This is a genomic window from Sulfitobacter sp. F26169L (assembly GCF_026410285.1).
In the GTDB taxonomy this organism is placed as follows: Bacteria; Pseudomonadota; Alphaproteobacteria; order Rhodobacterales; family Rhodobacteraceae; genus Sulfitobacter.
On the sequence record NZ_JAPMLP010000004.1, the window covers coordinates 205,982 to 223,928 of the forward strand.

A 17,947-nucleotide genomic window follows, 5' to 3' on the forward strand; every position below is an offset into this window, starting at 1 on the left:
CATGAGCAATCTCGAACTGGGTTTCTGGTCCTTTCCCGTTTTGCTGCTGATGGTGTTTTTACGCGCGCCGATCGGCCTTGCCATGCTGCTGTGCGGATTTGGCGGCTGGTACATAGCGATGGGTGGCAACCCAGCGCCGCTGCTGGCCAAGTTGAAGTCGGAGACATATACAACTTTCTCCAGCTACTCCCTCACGATCATTCCGCTGTTCTTGTTGATGGGGCAGTTTGCCACGCTATCAGGAATGTCACAGGCGCTGTTCCGTGCCGCGGAAAGCTTTCTGGGCCATCGGCGGGGCGGTGTCGCGATGGCTGCTGTTGGTGCCTGTGCAGGGTTTGGGGCGATTTGCGGGTCCTCCCTTGCGACTGCTGCGACGATGTCAAAGGTCGCTCTGCCTGAGCTGAAACGCTATGGGTATTCGGGCGGATTTTCAACGGCGACACTAGCAGCAGGTGGTACTTTAGGCATCCTGATCCCGCCGTCGGTGATCCTTGTGATCTATGCAATCCTGACAGAACAGAACATCGCCAAACTGTTTCTTGCAGCGTTCATTCCTGGAATTCTGGCGGCACTGGGCTATGTGCTGACGATCTCGATCTACGTGCGGCTGCACCCGGCGGCAGCAGGCACACGCCCGCCCGTTCCGATGGGAGAGCGATTTGCGGCGCTTGGCAAAACATGGCCTGTCATAGCGATCTTCTTTCTGGTGGTTGGCGGCATATATCTGGGGTGGTTCACCCCAACCGAAGCAGCCGCCGTAGGGGCTGCCGGAACCGGCCTTGTCGCTCTTGTGTCTGGCTCACTGGGGTGGGGTGTTCTTGGGCAAAGCCTGATTGGCACGGCGCGCACAACGGCGATGATCTTTTTCATCGTGCTGGGGGCCGGATTTTATAACGGATTTCTGGCGCTGTCGGGCGTTCCGCAATTTATGGCGGATTGGGTTGTGACCCAGGGCCTCAGCCCGTGGCTGGTCCTGTGCATCATTCTGGTGTTCTATCTGATCTTCGGTTGTCTGATGGACAGTCTTTCAATGATCCTGCTGACAGTGCCGATTTTCTTTCCCGTGATCTCTGCAATGGATTTCGGGATGAGCGCCGAGCATGTGGCGATCTGGTTCGGGATTCTTGTTCTGATTGTTGTGGAGGTCGGGCTGATCACGCCGCCTGTGGGGATGAACCTGTTTATCATCAATTCCATGGATCGTGACACACCGATGACGGACACCTACAAGACCATCCTCTATTTCGTCGGTTCTGATATAATTCGTGTTGCCATCTTGGTGGCCTTCCCGTCGATCACCCTGTTCCTTCTGGGGTGATCCGAAGGGCTGTTCGGGCAGTCAGCGTTTTTAGCAGCCATAGAGAATGAAAAGGGCCGCACAATGCGCAGCCCTTTTTTCGTCATATGGTGTAAGCCGGCCTCAGGAAGTCCACGCCATCCGCGCGGGATGGAACTCGAACGAGATATGGTGCGCTGCACCTTCGAGACCTTCCTTTGTGTGGTTGTAGAGTGACCGCCAGTAAGGCTGGATCGTTACGCCTTCGTCCTGGATGAGCTTTTCACCCTTCGCCATAATCGCGCGGCGCTTTTCAACATCCGGTGTAGCCAACGCTTCGGTCAGCAGGGCATCGAATTCTTCGTTTGCCCAGCCGAATTCGTTCCACGCCTCTCCCGAACGGTATGCAAGGGCCCAGATCTGTACCCCCAAAGGACGCGGGTTCCAGTTGGTTGAAGAGAACGGGTACTTTGTCCAGTCGTTCCAGAAGGTCGATCCGGGAAGAACGGTCCGCTTTACCTTGATACCCGCGTCACGCAACTGTGCGGCAACGGCATCTGTTGTGTCTTTCCGGTAGGCGTCGTCGATTGAAAACAGCTCGTGTTCGAAATCAAGCATACCTGCTTCTTCCATCAGCGCCTTTGCTGCGGCGGGGTCCGCCTTGCGCACGGGCAGTTCTGCATATTCAGGATGCATAGGCCCCACATGGTGGTTTTCGGCAGTCAGGCCGCGACCTGAATAGCCAAGCTCCAACAAAACGTTGTTGTCGACCGCCATTGAAATGGCTTTACGCACGCGAACATCCTCGTAAGGGCGCTTGCCATCCACTTCGGCCAGTTGGTTCGGGCGGATAACGATCGTCGCTGCAGTGGCAATCGAATGCTCTACCCAGCCATCAAGACTGGACAGGATATCAATGAAATCGCCTTCCATGTCATAGAATGCGTCAACTTCGTCAGCTTCGGCAGCGGCGATCCAGGCTGATGGGTCGGTGCCATAGTCGATGTACTCCAGCCGGTCGATGTAGGGACCGCCGAACACGTCTGTCCCCCACCACGTATGATCAGCGTTTTTGACCAAGACGCTTTTTACACCAACCTCAAGGGATTCAGGCAGATAGGGGCCCGTGCCGATGGGGTTATCGGTCATGGTGTCAACGCTGAAAGAGCTGTGCACAATAGCGGCAGGATAATCGGCCATGCCGGCAATCAGGGTGATGTCGGGGGCAGGCAGGTTCAGTTTTACGGTGTGGCTGTCGACCACTTCGATCGCGCCATCAACTGCTTTTCCTGAGTCTGCGTCGATCAATGTCGAGAAACGCCCCGCCATGGAGTTACCTTCAACAGATTTATCGCACCAGCCCGTGATGTTGCGTGCCACATCTTCGGCGGTGAAATCATCACCGTTGTTCCATTTCACGCCCTTACGGACGTTCAGGGTATATTCGGTTGCATCATCATTGATTTCCCAGCTTTCCAGCAGGCCGGGTGTGAATGTACCGTCGTTTTCATAAATGGCGAGGTATTCAAGCCATCCGCGCGAAAAGTTCGCGATTTGTGACCAGTCGTATGTGCGCGGATCTTTGAGCGCGCGCACTTCCATCTGGATACGTACCGTACCGCCCATTTCCTTGTTTGCGTGCGATGCCGCCTGTGCGGGTGCGGCCATGCCGATCATGGCATAGGCCGTCGCCGCCGACGCGCCGAAGGTACTGGCGAGCGCCAGAAACTCGCGACGATTTACCGGATCGGCTTTTGCATGCTCTGCGCTGTCCAGAATGCTCTGGGGCAGTGGCGTGCCGGTGCGTGTGGTGAATGTCATGTTCTTCCTCTCTGTTGTACAAGCGGCAGCACAAGATCGGGTGTGCAGCCACATAATGCCCGATTTTCGGGTCTGGTGATGACAGGTTGTCCCTGCTTTTTACGGCCCTTGCGTGTGTCCGCGGGAGCTAAGTTCGGCAATGATTGTGGGATATGGCCTATCCGTCAACCCCAACGTTGAAAACTGTGCGTGAGAAGCGCGGCAATGTTAAACAGTTGTCAGGGGGGTGGATTTGCATGCAGCAGCACGAAGCGCCGGATATTTGCTGCTCTGCGACGTCTTACGAATAAATCTGTTTACTCCGGCCTGAAGCTGGCGCGACCGTTCTGACTCAAACGATTTAGAAGTCCGGATCAACACCCGGCAGCTTGAGTGCCTTGATTAGATCGCGCAATTCCTGCCGTGCAGCAATGTTGGAGATATTCAGCTGCTTGACGCCGATATCCTTGAGGTCAAGTAATGTGAGACCACGCGGGAAAAGCTCGCGAAAAATCACCCGCTCGTTGAAGCCCGGCGCAATACGAAAACCGATGCGTTTGCTGAGGTTTTTGATGGCGCGTTCCATTTTATCCTTGTTGACCATGCGCTGTGCGCCCATTCGGTTACGTACGACTACCCAGTCAATCGGCGGCAAACCCGCCTGCGCACGAAGCTGGCGCGCGCTCCAGACCATTTCGGAGTATACTGACGGGCCAGTGATCTTGTCGCCGGATGCATCAATGTGCGCCAGCAGATCAAAGTCGATAAAACTGTCGTTCAGTGGCGTGATCAGTGTGTCGGCCAGACTGTGTGCGACCTGACTAAGACGGGTGTGTGATCCGGGGCAGTCGATCAGGATGAAGTCGTTGTTTGGTTCAAGCTCGGCAACGGCGGCGGACAGACGATGGTCATAAACGTTTTCACCGGGCTGGAGATCGGCGGCGTTTACTTCGGGCAGTTCGTGGCAGCGGGGGCTGGGAAGGTCGAGGCCGGATTCCTTAAGAAACGATTGCCGGTTGTCGGAGTAGCGGCCGAAAGTCCGCTGACGCAGGTCCAGATCAAGCGCACTGACCTTGTGGCCCATCCGTGCCAAGGCGGTGGCCACATGCATGGAAACTGTCGATTTCCCCGCGCCACCTTTTTCGTTTCCGACGACGATAATATGCGCCATGCCCGATGCCCTTTTTGCCATGCCTGCTGCCTGTGCAGGATATTGTTTGGGGCACTATATGTAGGGATCCAGCCTTTGGAAAGCGTTGAACGCCCTATTGCGCCATCACGTAGGCCTGCAGGCCACATATGTTTAGGCGCACCAGTTGTCGGGCGAGGTAAACGAAAAAAGGCGCACCCATCGGGCACGCCTTTTGCAGATAAATGCGAAACGGGTTTAGAAGCCCAGACCTGCGTATTTGTTCTTGAACTTGGACACGCGGCCGCCGGTGTCCATCAGACGGCCAGAGGCGCCTGTCCACGCAGGGTGAACGGTTGGATCGATGTCAAGCGACAGCTGGTCGCCTTCCTTGCCCCATGTTGATTTCATTTGCAGGATCGTACCGTCGGTCATTTTGACGTTGATGGTGTGATAATCGGGATGTGTATCGGTTTTCATCGGAATTACCCCTTAAGCGGTTTGTAGTTTGCGTTTTCGACGATACGTGCGGATTTGCCACGACGCGAGCGCAGATAGTACAGTTTGGCGCGACGCACGCGACCACGGCGAACCACGGTGATGCTGTCGATGTTGGTGGAGTGCAGCGGGAATACACGCTCTACACCTTCGCCGAAGGAAATTTTGCGAACTGTGAATGCACCGGCAATACCTTTGCCGTGCTTGCGGCTGATGCAGACGCCTTCGTAGTTCTGCACACGGGTGCGTGTGCCTTCTGTAACCCGGAAACCGACCCGGATTGTGTCACCAGCGCGGAAATCTGGGATTTCCTTGCCGAGTTCGGCGATATGTTCCGCCTCGATTTGTGCGATCAGGTTCATCTGATGCTCCTATGATGCTCGTGGTATGCCACGAAGTTTTTGATATGATCCCAGAGCTTCGGTCTGTCTGTCGGGTCTGGCCTGATCGGATCAGGGTGCAGCCCACCGGAGGTAGCATCGTCTTTGCTTGGTTTGCGCATAGCGCTACACCCCTGAGTCGCACTGGGCCACTGGGGAATGATGCGCGTATAGGCGTGATGACCCTGCGGATCAAGGGCTGAGTTGTTGATCTGGGTCAATGCGCTTTTGCCAGCAATATCCATAGTGATTGTGCAATCAGGACAGGAAGGGGCGGCGGATGAGCGATACGCCAGAAAACACATCCCGTAGCGGAAATGAAACGCCAATCATCGGGTTCGAGAAAGGCGATTATCCTTATAAAAACAAACTCTCGCGCAGCGCGTACGAGAAAGAAAAGTCCGCGCTTCAGGTGGAATTGTTGAAGGTTCAGCACTGGGTTCAGGAAACTGGGCAAAAGTTTGTTTTGCTGTTTGAGGGACGTGATGCGGCAGGTAAGGGCGGCACGATCAAGCGCTTTACCGAACACCTCAATCCCCGCACCGCGCGCGTTGTGGCCCTGAGCAAACCAACCGATGAAGAGCGCGGCCAGTGGTATTTTCAAAGATACATCAAGCATTTGCCAACGTCAGGTGAAATGGTTCTGTACGACCGCTCGTGGTACAACCGCGCAGGCGTCGAGCGCGTCATGAACTTTTGCGCGCCCGCAGAATACCTTGAATTCATGCGCCAGACGCCCGAATTCGAGCGGATGCTGACGCGAAGCGGGATACATCTGTTCAAATACTGGTTCTCTGTCACGCAAGAAGAGCAAAAACAGCGGTTTATTGCACGTGAGACAGACCCGCTCAAACGATGGAAACTGTCACCGATCGACCGCGCCAGTCTGGGCAAATGGGATGACTACACCGAAGCAAAAGAGGCAATGTTCTTTTACACAGATACCGCCGATGCACCGTGGACGGTGATACGCTCCAACGACAAAAAGCGCGCGCGTCTGACTTGTATGCGCCACTTCCTGTCCCAACGGGATTATCCGGGTAAAGACCCCGAAGTGGTGCAGGCACCTGACTCCAAGATTTTCCATCAGGCGAACACGCTTTTTGAAAACAGCCGTCATATCCTGTCGCCTTCGCTACACCCTGAATCCGAAAAAGGAAAAACGTGATGTCACACACCCCGCATGAACTGCTCGAAGAATTTCCACAGCAGGCCGAACAGATCACCGCACTGCGCCAGTCTGACGCGCACTTTGATAACCTTGCCGATCGTTACCACACCGTAAACCGCGCAATTCACCGCGCCGAAACCGATGTTGAGCCGACCAGTGATGATAACATGATCAAAATGCGCCGTGAGCGGATGGTTTTGAAGGACGAGATATACGCCTATTTGCGCGAAAACGCATAAGCGAAACCGGGGGATTATGCGATTGCATCAATGCCCCGGTTTGTCCGCTGACGTTAGTAAAGCTTCATGTCCATCAAAACGATTTCTGAATACATGTGATCAATCTCTGCGGGCAGCATCATGGTGCCTTTGTAAAAACGGGGCACTTCAATTGCTTCGACAGCATCCGCACTGGCCCCGTTGGCAAGGCGGCTATCTACGCTGAATACAGCACCTTGGGGTGGCAGCAGAGTGTCAGCGATAGCGCTGCCGTAGCGTGCCAACAGATCGGGCTGCCCCACGTAAACAACTTCGTGGGTGATGTATTCATCGACCTTTTGTTTGATTGACAACACCAGCGTGACCGGACCGTCCGGTGTTTCAATCACAACCTGTTTCAGGTTCAGATCGGCGTGGTCCTTGAGTACTTGGGCGTCAACGCTGTTCAGCGTCGCATCGGCCAAGGGGGAAAGAGTGTGGGACAAAGGCGCAGTGCCGGAATCGCGCCAGACAAGGCGCTGTGCGTCCAGTACTTTGAAACCGATCCGGTCCACCAGCTTCAGCGCGCCCTTGGCGCTTGTGAGGTTTGTGGCAGTGATCTGCGGATCAGCCATGGCAAGATGCATCAACTTTTCACCAAGTCCTATACCACGGTGGGTTTTCAATACATACCAAGATGTAAGGTTGCGGTAGCGTTGCGGGCCGCGCGGGGTGTGACGTAGGCTGTCGTTCATGCCCATCACGCCCACCAGTTTTGCGCCATCCCAGGCAGTGACGGCAAATTCGCCCTGCGGTCCGCCCCAGCGATTGGCAAGCAGGCGGGTCCAGCCATCGGCGCCCCATTTGGCGCGCGGGAACGCGCCGTGCATAAACGCCTCAACCTCTTCGCGTTGTTCGGGTGTAGCGAATTTGATATCGACCATGGCTTAACGCTCCCTTTGCATCTGCGGCACAGTCGTCCACATGCCTTGTGTGCGGCGAAACAGCTCATCGGTGAAATCCCAGATGTCATCGCCCGTTTGCAGGTGGTGGGTGACATAGCCGATTGGCCCGGTCGGATCGCTTTGGCGGCGCTCTTGCAGATGCGCCAGCAGCATTGCCAGCATTTTGTCGCCGCCCCGAAACACGCGGTTATGTTTCCAGCGGATTGGATCAAGATGCGCATCGGTATGGGTCAGTCCTGCCACTGGTGCTGCATCGCCGCGGCCCTCGTAAGCGGACAAAAAGGAATACCCCCATTCGGGAAGGCGCAGGCGGGTTGCATCACCGATCCGGTTCCAAGGGGGTACAAATGCGGGTAGCAGGTGCGGCATGTTTGCGGTTTTCAACATCTCCCAGCCGCGTTGCAGATCATCTTTTTGCAATGCAAGATCGCGGGTATCACCCACCTCTGACGCGGGCTTGCCCTTTGGTTCGTGGTTTATGTGACGCAGCCCGTGTTGCAGCACAAAAGCGTAATCTGTGTCGCGCAAACGCGGTGCCAGATCGGGGCCAAGCCCGTCAGGGATCACCGACAGATGCGCAGGCACGGCGTGGTTTTGCGAAAGCGCCAGCAGCCGCTCAAGCGCGGGGGTGACGGTCTGCGCATCATCATCACGCCACCACAGGCGCGGCATTATCCCTGCGTTGCGCCATTGTTCCAATTCGTCTTCCAGCGGCTTCCAATCAGTCATCTTTTGCGCTTTCGTGTTGCGCCCACAGATCGGGCCTGCGTTCGCGCGTCAGCTTGTGCGACATCTCGCGGCGCCATTTTTCAATTTCACCGTGATTACCGGACATCAGCACAGGAGGGATTTCGCGGCCCTGCCACTCGGCGGGTTTTGTGTATTGGGGATGTTCCAGAAGGCCGGCAGAATGGCTTTCCTCGACTGTACTTTCAGCATTTCCCAGCACACCGGGCAACAGGCGAACGGTGGCATCGATCATCGCCTGCGCGGCCAGTTCACCGCCAGTCATTACAAAATCACCCAGCGACACTTCGGTAACGTCGTAATGTTCGATGACACGCTCATCGACGCCCTCGAAACGGCCGCACAGGATGGTAACCCCGTCGCATTTTGCCAGATCGCGTGCCATCGCCTGATCAAACCGTTTGCCGCGCGGCGACATATAGAGGATCGGCCAGCGCCCTTTTGCGTGTGTCTGGACCGCTTCGATGGCAGGGCCGACAACATCTGCGCGCAGCACCATACCGGCCCCACCGCCTGCCGGAGTATCATCGACATTGCGGTGTTTGGTCAGGCCGTATTCGCGCAGGTCGTGGGCCTGTAGCTGCCATCGTCCTTCCTGCAGTGCGCGGCCCGTAAGGCTCGCCCCCAGTACGCCGGGAAACAGTTCGGGGAACAAGGTAATGATGCGGGCCTGCCAGACGTGAGCATAATCGGGTGCATCGCGCATCAGTTCGCGCGGCTTAGCTGTTGGCGTTACGCGTTGTTTGCCATGTGATCGGTTGGGCGGCGTCATGTATCCAGTCCTTTGCCCAGCAATGTGGCCTTTGCGGCGTTACGGGCACCGGTGTCTTTATGGCTTCGGTTGATATCTAACAAGGCCGCCAGCATCTCATCACCAAGGCGTGTATTCTGCGGCGGCTGTGGCAAAAGGCTTGCGCGAATACCATCGGGAATTTCACACAGGTCCAGCACCGGATCTGCGGGGCCAAGCGGCAGGCCTGCGCAATCTTCAAGTGCGTAGCTGTGGACAGGCGCAGGGACGCGGCGGGTGATATCCTGAATGATATCGGGCAGACCTGCTGCGTGCGGGTATTTTGCGCAGAAATCCGCAAAATCAAGCGTCATGCCCGATGATTTTACATGCTCTGCCCATGCGGATCGCAGCCATTGATCAGGCGCGCGGGTGGCAAAGCAGAACGAAACGGGCGCATTAGGAAAAGCCGCCTGCGCGCGTTGCCAATACAGATACATCAGCACAGGTGCGGCGCTATAATCGGCCAGCGCACCACGTCCGGGCATATGGCCTGACAGTTCTTCACCACTCAGCAGCAGGGTGCGGCGCGGCATTCCGGGAAGATCGGCAAGCAGTGCGTCAAAGCGGCGGCTGACTTTGTCCAGTGCATCATCTGTGCCGTAAGTGGAATAGCCCCGTGTGGCGCTGACCAGTTCCTTCATCTGCCCTTTCAGGCGGATGGCAAGGGCGGGCATCAATGCCTTGCGGTTGGCACGCAATACGGCCTGCACCGTAGATGTTCCGGTCTTGTGGAACCCTGCATGAATAACAATTTTACGCGGCATCCTGTCCTCCTGACAGCAAAGCGTGTTTGGCCGCGCGCAGATCATCGGGTGCAAGTGCGGAGCGGTTCAGGGCGAGAAGCTGTTGTTTTACCGCCTCGTTCGGGGCCGTGTTTTTGGCGTTTGCGCCCTTCAGCATCAGACGGCGATCATCAGACAGCGCCAGATAATCCAGCAACGCCTCGACAATGCCCAAACGGCGGTTTGCGTGGTCTTCCAGTGCCGCCGTGCGTATTTGATGGTCAGGCAGTTCGCGCGTGATCAGATCAATGATGTTTTTATGATCCGCAGAGGATTTCAGCCGTTTCATATAATCCGCTTCGTCCCAGATCATGCGCGATGCGCGTAAGTGCTGGGCATAACAGCTGCGCAACCATGCATCGGGTGTGCGGGTAGTAAAATAGAATTCGAGTTTATCTTCGGGCAGGACCGACTGAAACGCGACAGACAGCGCATGCATCAAATCGGGTGCTGCCCCGTAGCCGTGCAAACCGTGGCGGCCGGGCATATGGCCGCTCAGGTCTTCGGAGGAGATTATGATCGTTGATGCGTCTTCTTGCTGTAGCGATTCGGCCAGCAGGGCGGCCTCATATTTGACCAGTCCCAGATCGTAATCCTCACGCGAGCGGCTGTAGCCGCGCGCGGACTCGCACAGGGCGGTCATGCCGGGGCGCAGAACCAGGCGAATATCGGGGCGCAACGCTGCACGATTGGCGCGTAGTGTCTGTTGCAGGCTGGTGGTGCCTGTTCTGTGAAATCCGGCGTGAACGATTATCCGCCGCATCCTTAGCCCTCGCTGGTGTCGGGCTTTGTCACGGGCAGGATACCTTCGGGCGGGTCGGCCACAATCCGGCCCGACGCCAGATCGACGGTCGGAACGGCGGCCTTGGTAAAGGGCAGAAACGTCGTGGTGGATGATCCGCTCAGTTGCAGTTCGAGGAGGTCGTCCGCGCCGTGATTCTGCACGGTTTTTACACGCCCCAGCAGCGCACCCCCGGTATCGAAAACGTCCAGGCCGATCAGGTCGGCGTGATAAAACTCGTCATCGGGCAGGGAGGGCAGCTGCGTGCGCTTCGCAAACAGTTTGGTACCGCGCAGGGCGTCAGCATCTTCCTTGTTTGCAACTTCCGGCAGACGTGCCGCATAGCCGCCTTTGATGGGGCGCAAAATGGCCAGCGCAAACGCGCGCTTGCCTGTCTCGTCGCTTAGCGGTGAATAGTTCTGGATGTCCTCGGGGACCGCGCAAAAGCTTTTGACCCGCAATTCGCCCTTCACGCCATAAGAACCCGAGATAACACCGACGCAGATATGGCTGTCGCTCATTGCAGTAACTCCGAATTTACACAAATTGTACCTGTCCACTGGCCCTCGCCCGCGGCGCATTCTGCCTTCATCAAGGCGCTGTTAAACCGAACACCCAAAAAGGCGCCGATGCCGAGGACAATGAAAAATTTTAGCAGTCTCAGCATCAACGGTCCTCGATATGCAGGGATGCGGCGCGCGCTTCCCAGCCTTTTGTTTCAAGCTCTGGTGTCAGGGATACATCGCGCGGCCAGCCAAGGCAAAGATATGCCACAAGGGACCAGCCCTTTGGCACATCAAGATCACGGCACACTAGCGCGGGATCCAGTACAGATACCCATCCGATGCCGAGTCCACGCGTGCGCGCATGAAGCCACATCAAAGTGATCGCTCCCACAACCGAATAGCGGCGCATCTCCGGCATTGATGCCGTGCCAAGGCCCGCTCCCTTTCCGGTTTCCTCGTCGCAGAATACCGCGAATTGTTCAGGTGCTTCGCTCATCCCCGAAAGCTTGAGCGAGGCGTATCGTTCTGCCTGTTCGCCATCATATCCGGCAAGCGCGCGGGCGTTGGCGTCCTGGAAATTGGCCAGCATCGCGGCACGGGCGGGGGCCGCGCGGACGCGGATGATACGCCATGGCTCTGAAAGGCCAACAGAAGGGGCGAGGGAAAACGTGGCAAGGCACTCTTGTACAAGTGCCTCCTCCACTGGATCTGAGCGGAACTGGCGCACATCGCGGCGCCAGCGCATCAGGTCGGTCAGTCCGGCACGGAAATCATCCGAAAACGCATACATGCCGGACCGGCCTCCGGTCTTATTCAGCGGCCGCTTCGTCGGCTGCTGCTTCGGGTGCAGGTGCTGCTGCGGCTTCTGCTGCGGCGGCTGCCTTGTCGGCTTTCTCCTGCGCGCGCTCTTGCGCTTTCTTGCCCGGTGTACCCTTCTTGGGGTTGCTGCGCTCGGTCTTGGGGCGTGCGCCTGCGGCTTCCAGCATGCGCTGGATACGGTCTGTCGGCTGTGCGCCTTCACCCAGCCAGTACTCGATCCGCTCCATGTTCAGCTTGACGCGGTCTTCGCTGTCTTTTGGCAGCAGGGGCGCATAGGTGCCCAGACGTTCGATGTAGCGGCCATCGCGTGGCATGCGGCTGTCTGCTGCAACGATACGGTAAAACGGACGCTTTTTGGAGCCACCGCGGGCGAGGCGAATTTTCATAGCCATGAGATTGGTTTCCTTACAAGTTATCTTTGTGTTCGTGGTGATGCTGAATGACTTCAGCGATGATGAAGTTGAGAAACTTCTTGGCGAATTCGGGGTCCAGATCGGCCCGTTTCGCCAAATCTTCTAGCCGCTCGATCTGCGCGCTTTCACGGGCAGGGTCGGACGGGGGAAGGTCGTGTTCGGCTTTGAGTTTCCCCACAGCCTGCGTGTGTTTGAACCGCTCGCCCAGTGTATAAACAAGGATCGCGTCCAGACGATCAATGCTGGCACGGTGGCCTTTCAGGATTTCGGCGGCAAGTTTGACAGTGTCGGTCATGATGCCTCCTTGGGGTGGCGGTAGATACGGGTGGTATTGCCGAGAAGCTCGCTGTCACGCTCGTGGTGCGCGCCAAGGCGCTCTGCCAATGCGATAGAGCGAGTGTTTTCAGGATTGATATAGCTGATGACGCCATCAAGGTTCTGATGCTGTGCCGCATAACGCCGCGCTGCACTTGCCGCCTCGAAAGCGATGCCCTGACCTTCAAAGCCTTCAAAAACGCTCCAGCCCAGTTCGGGCTCGTCCCAGCCATCGTTAAAGATCATGCCGACCCGCCCTGCTGTTCCGCCGGTTTCTCGGTGTTCAAGCATCCACATGCCAAAGCCGCGCATTGCCCAATGGCCGTAGGTCGCCAGAAATCCGCCCCAGTTGCGGATGCGCGGATAGGGGCCGCCGACCCACTTGGAACGCTCGGATGCGCCGAAGGCTGCGAACGCCTCAAAGTCGCTTTCACGCGGACCGCGCAGGATCAAACGATCTGTTGTGATGACAGGAACGCTGGTCACTTTTTCTTCCCGAAACCTGACAGGCCGGAGGGCAGGCCCATGCCACCGCCCATACCGGGAAGCTTTCCGCCCATTTGTTTGGCGGCGGCTTCCAGTGCTTTGGGGTCCATGCCTTGGGCCATTGCGGCGGGGTCCATGCCGCCTTTGCCCATCATCTGTTTCATCGCGGCTTTCATCATGCCGCCTTTGCCTTTGCCCATCTTTTTCATCATGTCGGACATCTGGCGCTGCATCTTCATCAATTTGTTCAGGTCACTGACCTGCATACCGGCACCTTTGGCGATACGCTTTTTCCGGCTGGCCTGAAGGATCGCGGGGTTTGCGCGCTCTTTCTTGGTCATAGAGTTGATGAGGGCGATCTGCTGTTTGAGGATCTTGTCATCAAGGCCCGCATCCTCGACCTGTTTGGCCATTTTGCCCATGCCGGGCATCATGCCCATCATGCCCTGCATGCCGCCCATCTTGATCATCTGTTCAAGCTGCATCTTGAGGTCGTTCATGTTGAACTGACCCTTCGCCATGCGCTTCATCATCTTTTCGGCCTGTTCGGCCTCGATGGTTTCCTGTGCTTTTTCGACAAGCGCGACAATGTCGCCCATGCCAAGGATACGGCCCGCGATGCGCTCCGGCTCGAATGTTTCAAGCGCGTCCATCTTTTCGCCAAGTCCGACATATTTGATCGGGCGGCCTGTCACGGCGCGCATGGACAGGGCGGCACCGCCGCGCCCGTCACCATCCATGCGGGTGAGGACGACACCGGTGATGCCGATACGCTGGTTGAAGTTTTCAGCGGTTTGCACCGCGTCCTGACCCGTCAGACCATCCACCACCAGCAGCGTTTCGCGCGGGGTTACGACATCGCGGACGGCCTCAACCTGCGCCATCAGTTCATCATCGATTGACAGGCGGCCCGCTGTATCGAGCATATAGACATCATAGCCGCCAAGACTTGCCTGCGTTTTGGTGCGTTTGGCGATCTGAACGGGGTTTTCACCCTTTACGATTGGCAGCGTATCGACGCCGATCTGCACACCAAGGATCGCCAACTGCTCCATCGCGGCGGGGCGGTTCACGTCAAGCGATGCCATCAACACGCGCTTGCCGTCTTTTTCTTTCAGGCGCTTTGCAAGTTTTGCGGTGGTGGTGGTTTTACCGCCACCCTGAAGGCCGACCATCAGGATCGGGGCCGGCGGGTTGTCAATCTTCAACGCACCCGGTTCGCCCTCGCCGCGCAGCACGTCAACCAGCGCGTCATGCACGATTTTAACAACCTGCTGACCGGGCGTGATGGATTTGGTCACGGCCTGACCGGTGGCCTTCTCCTGCACAGCGTTCACAAAGTCACGTGCAACGGGCAGGGAAACGTCCGCCTCTAACAGGGCCACGCGTACTTCGCGCAGGGCGGTTTTTACGTCTTCTTCAGACAATGCGCCCTGTTTGGTCAGGCGGTCAAAAACACCGGACAGGCGTTCACTGAGATTCTCAAACATGGGCGGGTGCCCCTTTACGATCGGTTGCGGTTTGGTTCCCGATGTAGGAACGACCGCCGGAATTCACAAATGCCCCATCGTTGCGGGACAATAGGTTTTACCCCAGTGGGCGTAACACGCTGACTGGGGGCGATCCTGAAAATATCCAGGACCGGAAGGCATTGCTTCCGGAGATTTGGGTTGCGTTTAGGCCCAAGACGCGGCTGAGTCAAGCGGTGCGGCACTTGCACTTTTGTGTGAATGAAGGAAGGTAGGCGGGTTGTTGTTTGCCAGTGTACCAAGGATTCACGCATGGAAAACTGGGATGAGGTCAGAACCGCCTATCAGGTGGCGCGCAAGGGCACAGTAAGCGGCGCTGCTGAAGTGCTGGGCGTGCACCATGCCACGGTTATCCGTCATATCGACGCGCTGGAGCAACGTCTGGGTGTCAAGCTATTCCAGCGTCATGCACGCGGCTATACCCCAACCGAGGTGGGCGAAGACCTTTTGCGTGTTGCGCAAGCAACCGAGGACCAGTTCAGCCAGTTGTTAAGCCGGATCAAGGGGAGCGGCACCAAGGTGTCCGGTGATCTGGTTGTGACCTCGCTAAATTCGCTTGCGCCGCGGATCGCACCAGTGCTGGTGGCGTTTCAGGCGGAATATCCCGGCGTGGTCATGCGGTATTTGACAGATGACCGCCTGTTCCGGCTTGAATATGGAGAAGCGCATGTGGCGATACGTGCAGGCCCTGCACCGGAACAGCCCGACAACGTGGCCCAAGCGCTGACAGAGCAGCCGATGGGACTGTATGCATCTAACGGCTATGTTGCCGCGTATGGTTTGCCCAAGGGACCGCAGAGCTTCGGGAGCCATAAATTTGTCGGCCACGAAGATAGTGAAAGCCGCGCACCCTGCTTTCGATGGCTGTCAAACAACGTGGCACGTGAAAATGTAACCTTCCGCAGTAATGATGTGCAGGCGCTTTCGCTTGCTGTTGTCAGTGGCGCGGGGATCGGTTTTTTAACTCCGCAAGAAGCAGCGACGTACCCTGAACTGGTAGAGGTCATGAAGCCGCTTCCGGAATGGTCAACGTCACTCTGGCTGGTGACTCATATGGATTTGCACCGGACAAGCAAAGTGCAGGCGCTGCTGCAGTTTCTGAAGTCCCGCATCAAGGACGGTGCGCTTTGATGACGCCGCAGGCGCAGGGGCATCTGGCGATGTTGCTATTCTCCGCACTGGTGGCGGGGTCATTTTCACTGGGGTCATTGGTTGCGAACGAGATCGCGCCGCTGGCGTTGAATACGGTGCGGTTTGTGATTGCCGGGGTCGTGGTGGGGATCTTTGCATCAGCTACAACGGGTATTCCACGCACGGCATTTGCCGCACCGTGGCGCTATCTGGTGCTGGGCGGGCTGTTCGCAATCTATTTTGTGCTGATGTTCGAGGGGCTGAAAACATCTGCACCTGTCAGTTCGGCGGCTGTTTTCACACTGGTGCCTGCGATGTCGGGAGTTTTTGCGTGGTTTATGCTGCGCCAGCGCACCACGCCCCGTATGCTTGCCGCATTGTGCATTGGCGCGGCTGGCGCGCTTTGGGTGATATTTCGCGCGGATATATCGGCACTTCTGGCATTTGATATCGGGCGGGGGGAAGTGATCTTTTTCTTCGGCTGTGTCGCCCATGCCATCTATACGCCACTGATCCGACGGCTTAACCGAGGTGAAAGCGCGGTAGTATTTTCGTTTGGCACACTGGTGGCCGGAGCAATTCTGATGGCGCTGGTCGGGGCCGGCGACATCCGTGCAACCGATTGGACCGCCTTGCGCCCTATGGTCTGGATCACAATCCTGTATGTCGCGTTTTTTGCAAGCGCGATCTCCTTCGTGTTGGTACAGTTCGCCACCTTACGCCTGCCCTCGGCCAAGGTGATGGCCTATACCTATCTGGTACCCAGTTGGGTGATCTGTTGGGAAATCGCGCTGGGCAGAGGCCTGCCACATTTGATGATTGGCACGGGTCTTGTCTTAACGATACTGGCATTATTGTTGCTTCTGCGGGATGAAGATGTGCCCAAACCTGCATCACTAAACTAAAAAAATTCGATTTTGTGGAACCGTATGCCTTAGCCTGACGTTCTGTTTTTAGTTCATTGAAGGAAAACACCCATGCGAAACATTATCTATCTCGTCGGCCTCGTCGTTGTTGTGCTCGTTATCCTGAGCCTGCTGGGTGTCTACTAAACCAATCTCTCGAAACTTTAAGGAAGGGAATTCACCATGCGTGGAATTATTTATCTTGTCGGACTTGTTGTAATCGTATTGGCGATTGTCCAGTTTGTTTTGTAACGACTGAAAAGAAATTTTGATGAAAAAAGGGGGCAATGCTCCCTTTTTTCTTTTTTAGCTGCCATTTTCCGCGGCGTCGGGCAGTTCGTGTTTCAGGAACCGCTCGAATGCGTCAAGGTTGACCGGTTCGAACTGGCCAAAACCCTGCATCCACACCGATGCTGCGCGCATTGCGTCGGGTTCCAGCTTGCACCACTTTACACGTCCCCGTTTTTCCTGGGTAATCAGTCCCGCAGCCGTCAGTACACCCAGATGTTTTGAAATTGCTGCAAGCGAGACGTCAAACGGCTCTGCCACGTCGGTCACGGCCATATCATCCTCTAGCAACATAGCAAGGATCGCGCGGCGCGTCGGATCAGCCAGTGCGGAAAATGTGCTGTCCAGTGTCGGGGCCATGTCGGTAATATGTGTCCAGAATCGCGGTTGAGAATACCCTACTGAAGGGGTGTTGTGCCTTGGGGCATATCCTTACCTTCAATGGTTCCCAATGGCAAAGGTCAACCTTTCGGTTGAATGAGGGAAGTCCCCGGAATGGCCCTGAATCCAGGATCTTGAACCGGTGTGGTTGTGGGCGAAGTTTTGTAACCTAATATATTTCAAGGGCTTACATGCTATCCAGATGTCGTTGACTCGGATCGCCGTGCGCATTAGCTACTGCGCAAGACATCCCAGCGGGGCAGTGTGCATGGAAGACCAAGATCGTAAGGCGGAAATGGCCGCGATTGAGGCGCGGATCGCAGCGGCCAAAGGTGCGAAAGCACCCCAGTCCCGCGTTGAGGAGCATCATTCACAGGCCCAGATGGCTTGGCGGATGGTAATAGAGCTAGTGGCCGGTCTGGGGATCGGCTTTGGCATCGGATACGGGTTGGACCTGTTCTTTGGAACACTGCCTGTATTTATGGTGCTGTTTGTCATGTTGGGCCTCGCGGCCGGAGTAAAAACAATGCTCCGCTCCGCGCAGGAGATGCAGGACAAAAAGATGGCCGAAGAGGCCGGAGATGAATATCCCCTTCCGAGGGGCGGAACGGCGAAACCACCCCAAGAGGGTGAGCAGGATAAAGGGGCCTAGAAG

The 17,947-nt window shown here is 56.7% G+C and carries 22 protein-coding genes; 6 read left to right on the forward strand and 16 right to left on the reverse strand.

The window, feature by feature from the left end:
* The first annotated feature begins 1 nt into the window (after window position 1).
* Complete coding sequence (locus OS189_RS10200) at window positions 2-1,318, forward strand: TRAP transporter large permease (RefSeq protein ID WP_267167209.1); 1,317 nt, start codon at window positions 2-4, stop codon at window positions 1,316-1,318.
* A gap of 102 nt (window positions 1,319-1,420) precedes the next feature.
* On the opposite strand, the gene OS189_RS10205 is transcribed toward OS189_RS10200, so the two are convergent.
* The 4 genes from OS189_RS10205 to rplS form a co-directional block, all read right to left on the reverse strand.
* Complete coding sequence (locus OS189_RS10205; protein ID WP_267167210.1) at window positions 1,421-3,097, reverse strand: ABC transporter substrate-binding protein; 1,677 nt, start codon at window positions 3,095-3,097, stop codon at window positions 1,421-1,423.
* 340 nt (window positions 3,098-3,437) lie between these two features.
* Window positions 3,438-4,247, reverse strand: a complete 810-nt coding sequence (locus OS189_RS10210) for a division plane positioning ATPase MipZ (RefSeq protein ID WP_267167585.1) — start codon at window positions 4,245-4,247, stop codon at window positions 3,438-3,440.
* Window positions 4,248-4,463: 216 nt separating this feature from the next.
* Window positions 4,464-4,685, reverse strand: a complete 222-nt coding sequence (gene rpmE, locus OS189_RS10215) for a 50S ribosomal protein L31 (RefSeq protein ID WP_267167211.1) — start codon at window positions 4,683-4,685, stop codon at window positions 4,464-4,466.
* A 5-nt stretch (window positions 4,686-4,690) separates the two neighbouring features.
* On the reverse strand, window positions 4,691-5,065 hold the full coding sequence (rplS, locus tag OS189_RS10220) for a 50S ribosomal protein L19 (RefSeq protein ID WP_267167212.1): 375 nt from the start codon (window positions 5,063-5,065) through the stop codon (window positions 4,691-4,693).
* 298 nt (window positions 5,066-5,363) lie between these two features.
* Between rplS and ppk2 the strand changes: the two genes are divergently transcribed.
* Together ppk2 and OS189_RS10230 are read left to right on the forward strand one after the other, a co-directional pair.
* A complete protein-coding gene (ppk2, locus tag OS189_RS10225; protein WP_267167213.1) occupies window positions 5,364-6,251 on the forward strand; it encodes a polyphosphate kinase 2 in 888 nt (295 codons plus the stop codon).
* A complete protein-coding gene (locus OS189_RS10230; protein WP_267167214.1) occupies window positions 6,251-6,493 on the forward strand; it encodes an HP1242/YdcH family protein in 243 nt (80 codons plus the stop codon). The genes ppk2 and OS189_RS10230 overlap by 1 nt, the downstream gene beginning before the upstream one ends.
* Before the next feature lie 53 nt (window positions 6,494-6,546).
* Here OS189_RS10230 and OS189_RS10235 read toward each other — a convergent pair whose 3' ends face one another.
* The 11 genes from OS189_RS10235 to ffh form a co-directional block, all read right to left on the reverse strand.
* Window positions 6,547-7,395 carry a GNAT family N-acetyltransferase gene (locus tag OS189_RS10235; protein ID WP_267167215.1) on the reverse strand — a complete coding sequence of 283 codons (849 nt, stop codon included), beginning with the start codon at window positions 7,393-7,395 and terminating at the stop codon, window positions 6,547-6,549.
* A gap of 3 nt (window positions 7,396-7,398) precedes the next feature.
* Window positions 7,399-8,145: a polysaccharide deacetylase family protein gene (locus OS189_RS10240; protein ID WP_267167216.1), complete on the reverse strand. Its 747-nt coding sequence runs from the start codon at window positions 8,143-8,145 to the stop codon at window positions 7,399-7,401.
* A complete protein-coding gene (gene trmD, locus OS189_RS10245; RefSeq protein WP_267167217.1) occupies window positions 8,138-8,935 on the reverse strand; it encodes a tRNA (guanosine(37)-N1)-methyltransferase TrmD in 798 nt (265 codons plus the stop codon). Before trmD ends, OS189_RS10240 begins: the two co-directional genes overlap by 8 nt.
* A complete protein-coding gene (locus OS189_RS10250; protein ID WP_267167218.1) occupies window positions 8,932-9,720 on the reverse strand; it encodes a hypothetical protein in 789 nt (262 codons plus the stop codon). The genes trmD and OS189_RS10250 overlap by 4 nt, the downstream gene beginning before the upstream one ends.
* Window positions 9,710-10,501 carry a hypothetical protein gene (locus OS189_RS10255; protein WP_267167219.1) on the reverse strand — a complete coding sequence of 264 codons (792 nt, stop codon included), beginning with the start codon at window positions 10,499-10,501 and terminating at the stop codon, window positions 9,710-9,712. Before OS189_RS10255 ends, OS189_RS10250 begins: the two co-directional genes overlap by 11 nt.
* Window positions 10,502-10,503: 2 nt before the next feature.
* Entirely contained in the window at window positions 10,504-11,040 is a 537-nt protein-coding gene (gene rimM, locus OS189_RS10260) for a ribosome maturation factor RimM (RefSeq protein WP_267167220.1), read from the reverse strand.
* Window positions 11,041-11,185: 145 nt separating this feature from the next.
* Entirely contained in the window at window positions 11,186-11,815 is a 630-nt protein-coding gene (gene bluB, locus OS189_RS10265; RefSeq protein ID WP_267167221.1) for a 5,6-dimethylbenzimidazole synthase, read from the reverse strand.
* Window positions 11,816-11,834: 19 nt separating this feature from the next.
* Window positions 11,835-12,236: a 30S ribosomal protein S16 gene (rpsP, locus tag OS189_RS10270; RefSeq protein WP_267167222.1), complete on the reverse strand. Its 402-nt coding sequence runs from the start codon at window positions 12,234-12,236 to the stop codon at window positions 11,835-11,837.
* 13 nt (window positions 12,237-12,249) lie between these two features.
* A complete protein-coding gene (locus OS189_RS10275; RefSeq protein ID WP_267167223.1) occupies window positions 12,250-12,552 on the reverse strand; it encodes a chorismate mutase in 303 nt (100 codons plus the stop codon).
* The gene (locus OS189_RS10280; RefSeq protein ID WP_267167224.1) at window positions 12,549-13,058 is read right to left on the reverse strand and encodes a GNAT family N-acetyltransferase; all 510 of its coding nucleotides are present in this window, start codon (window positions 13,056-13,058) and stop codon (window positions 12,549-12,551) included. Before OS189_RS10280 ends, OS189_RS10275 begins: the two co-directional genes overlap by 4 nt.
* On the reverse strand, window positions 13,055-14,548 hold the full coding sequence (ffh, locus tag OS189_RS10285) for a signal recognition particle protein (RefSeq protein WP_267167225.1): 1,494 nt from the start codon (window positions 14,546-14,548) through the stop codon (window positions 13,055-13,057). Before ffh ends, OS189_RS10280 begins: the two co-directional genes overlap by 4 nt.
* 291 nt (window positions 14,549-14,839) lie before the next feature.
* Between ffh and OS189_RS10290 the strand changes: the two genes are divergently transcribed.
* Both OS189_RS10290 and OS189_RS10295 read left to right on the forward strand, forming a co-directional pair.
* Window positions 14,840-15,718, forward strand: coding sequence for a LysR family transcriptional regulator (locus tag OS189_RS10290; RefSeq protein WP_267167226.1), 879 nt, complete (start codon window positions 14,840-14,842; stop codon window positions 15,716-15,718).
* Window positions 15,718-16,623 carry a DMT family transporter gene (locus OS189_RS10295; protein WP_267167227.1) on the forward strand — a complete coding sequence of 302 codons (906 nt, stop codon included), beginning with the start codon at window positions 15,718-15,720 and terminating at the stop codon, window positions 16,621-16,623. The genes OS189_RS10290 and OS189_RS10295 overlap by 1 nt, the downstream gene beginning before the upstream one ends.
* A gap of 306 nt (window positions 16,624-16,929) precedes the next feature.
* Here the strand turns inward: OS189_RS10295 and OS189_RS10300 are convergent, their stop codons facing one another.
* Window positions 16,930-17,271 carry an ArsR/SmtB family transcription factor gene (locus tag OS189_RS10300; protein WP_267167228.1) on the reverse strand — a complete coding sequence of 114 codons (342 nt, stop codon included), beginning with the start codon at window positions 17,269-17,271 and terminating at the stop codon, window positions 16,930-16,932.
* Window positions 17,272-17,560: 289 nt separating this feature from the next.
* Here OS189_RS10300 and OS189_RS10305 point away from each other — a divergent pair, with 289 nt between their 5' ends.
* Complete coding sequence (locus OS189_RS10305) at window positions 17,561-17,944, forward strand: AtpZ/AtpI family protein (protein WP_267167229.1); 384 nt, start codon at window positions 17,561-17,563, stop codon at window positions 17,942-17,944.
* Window positions 17,945-17,947: the final 3 nt, after the last annotated feature.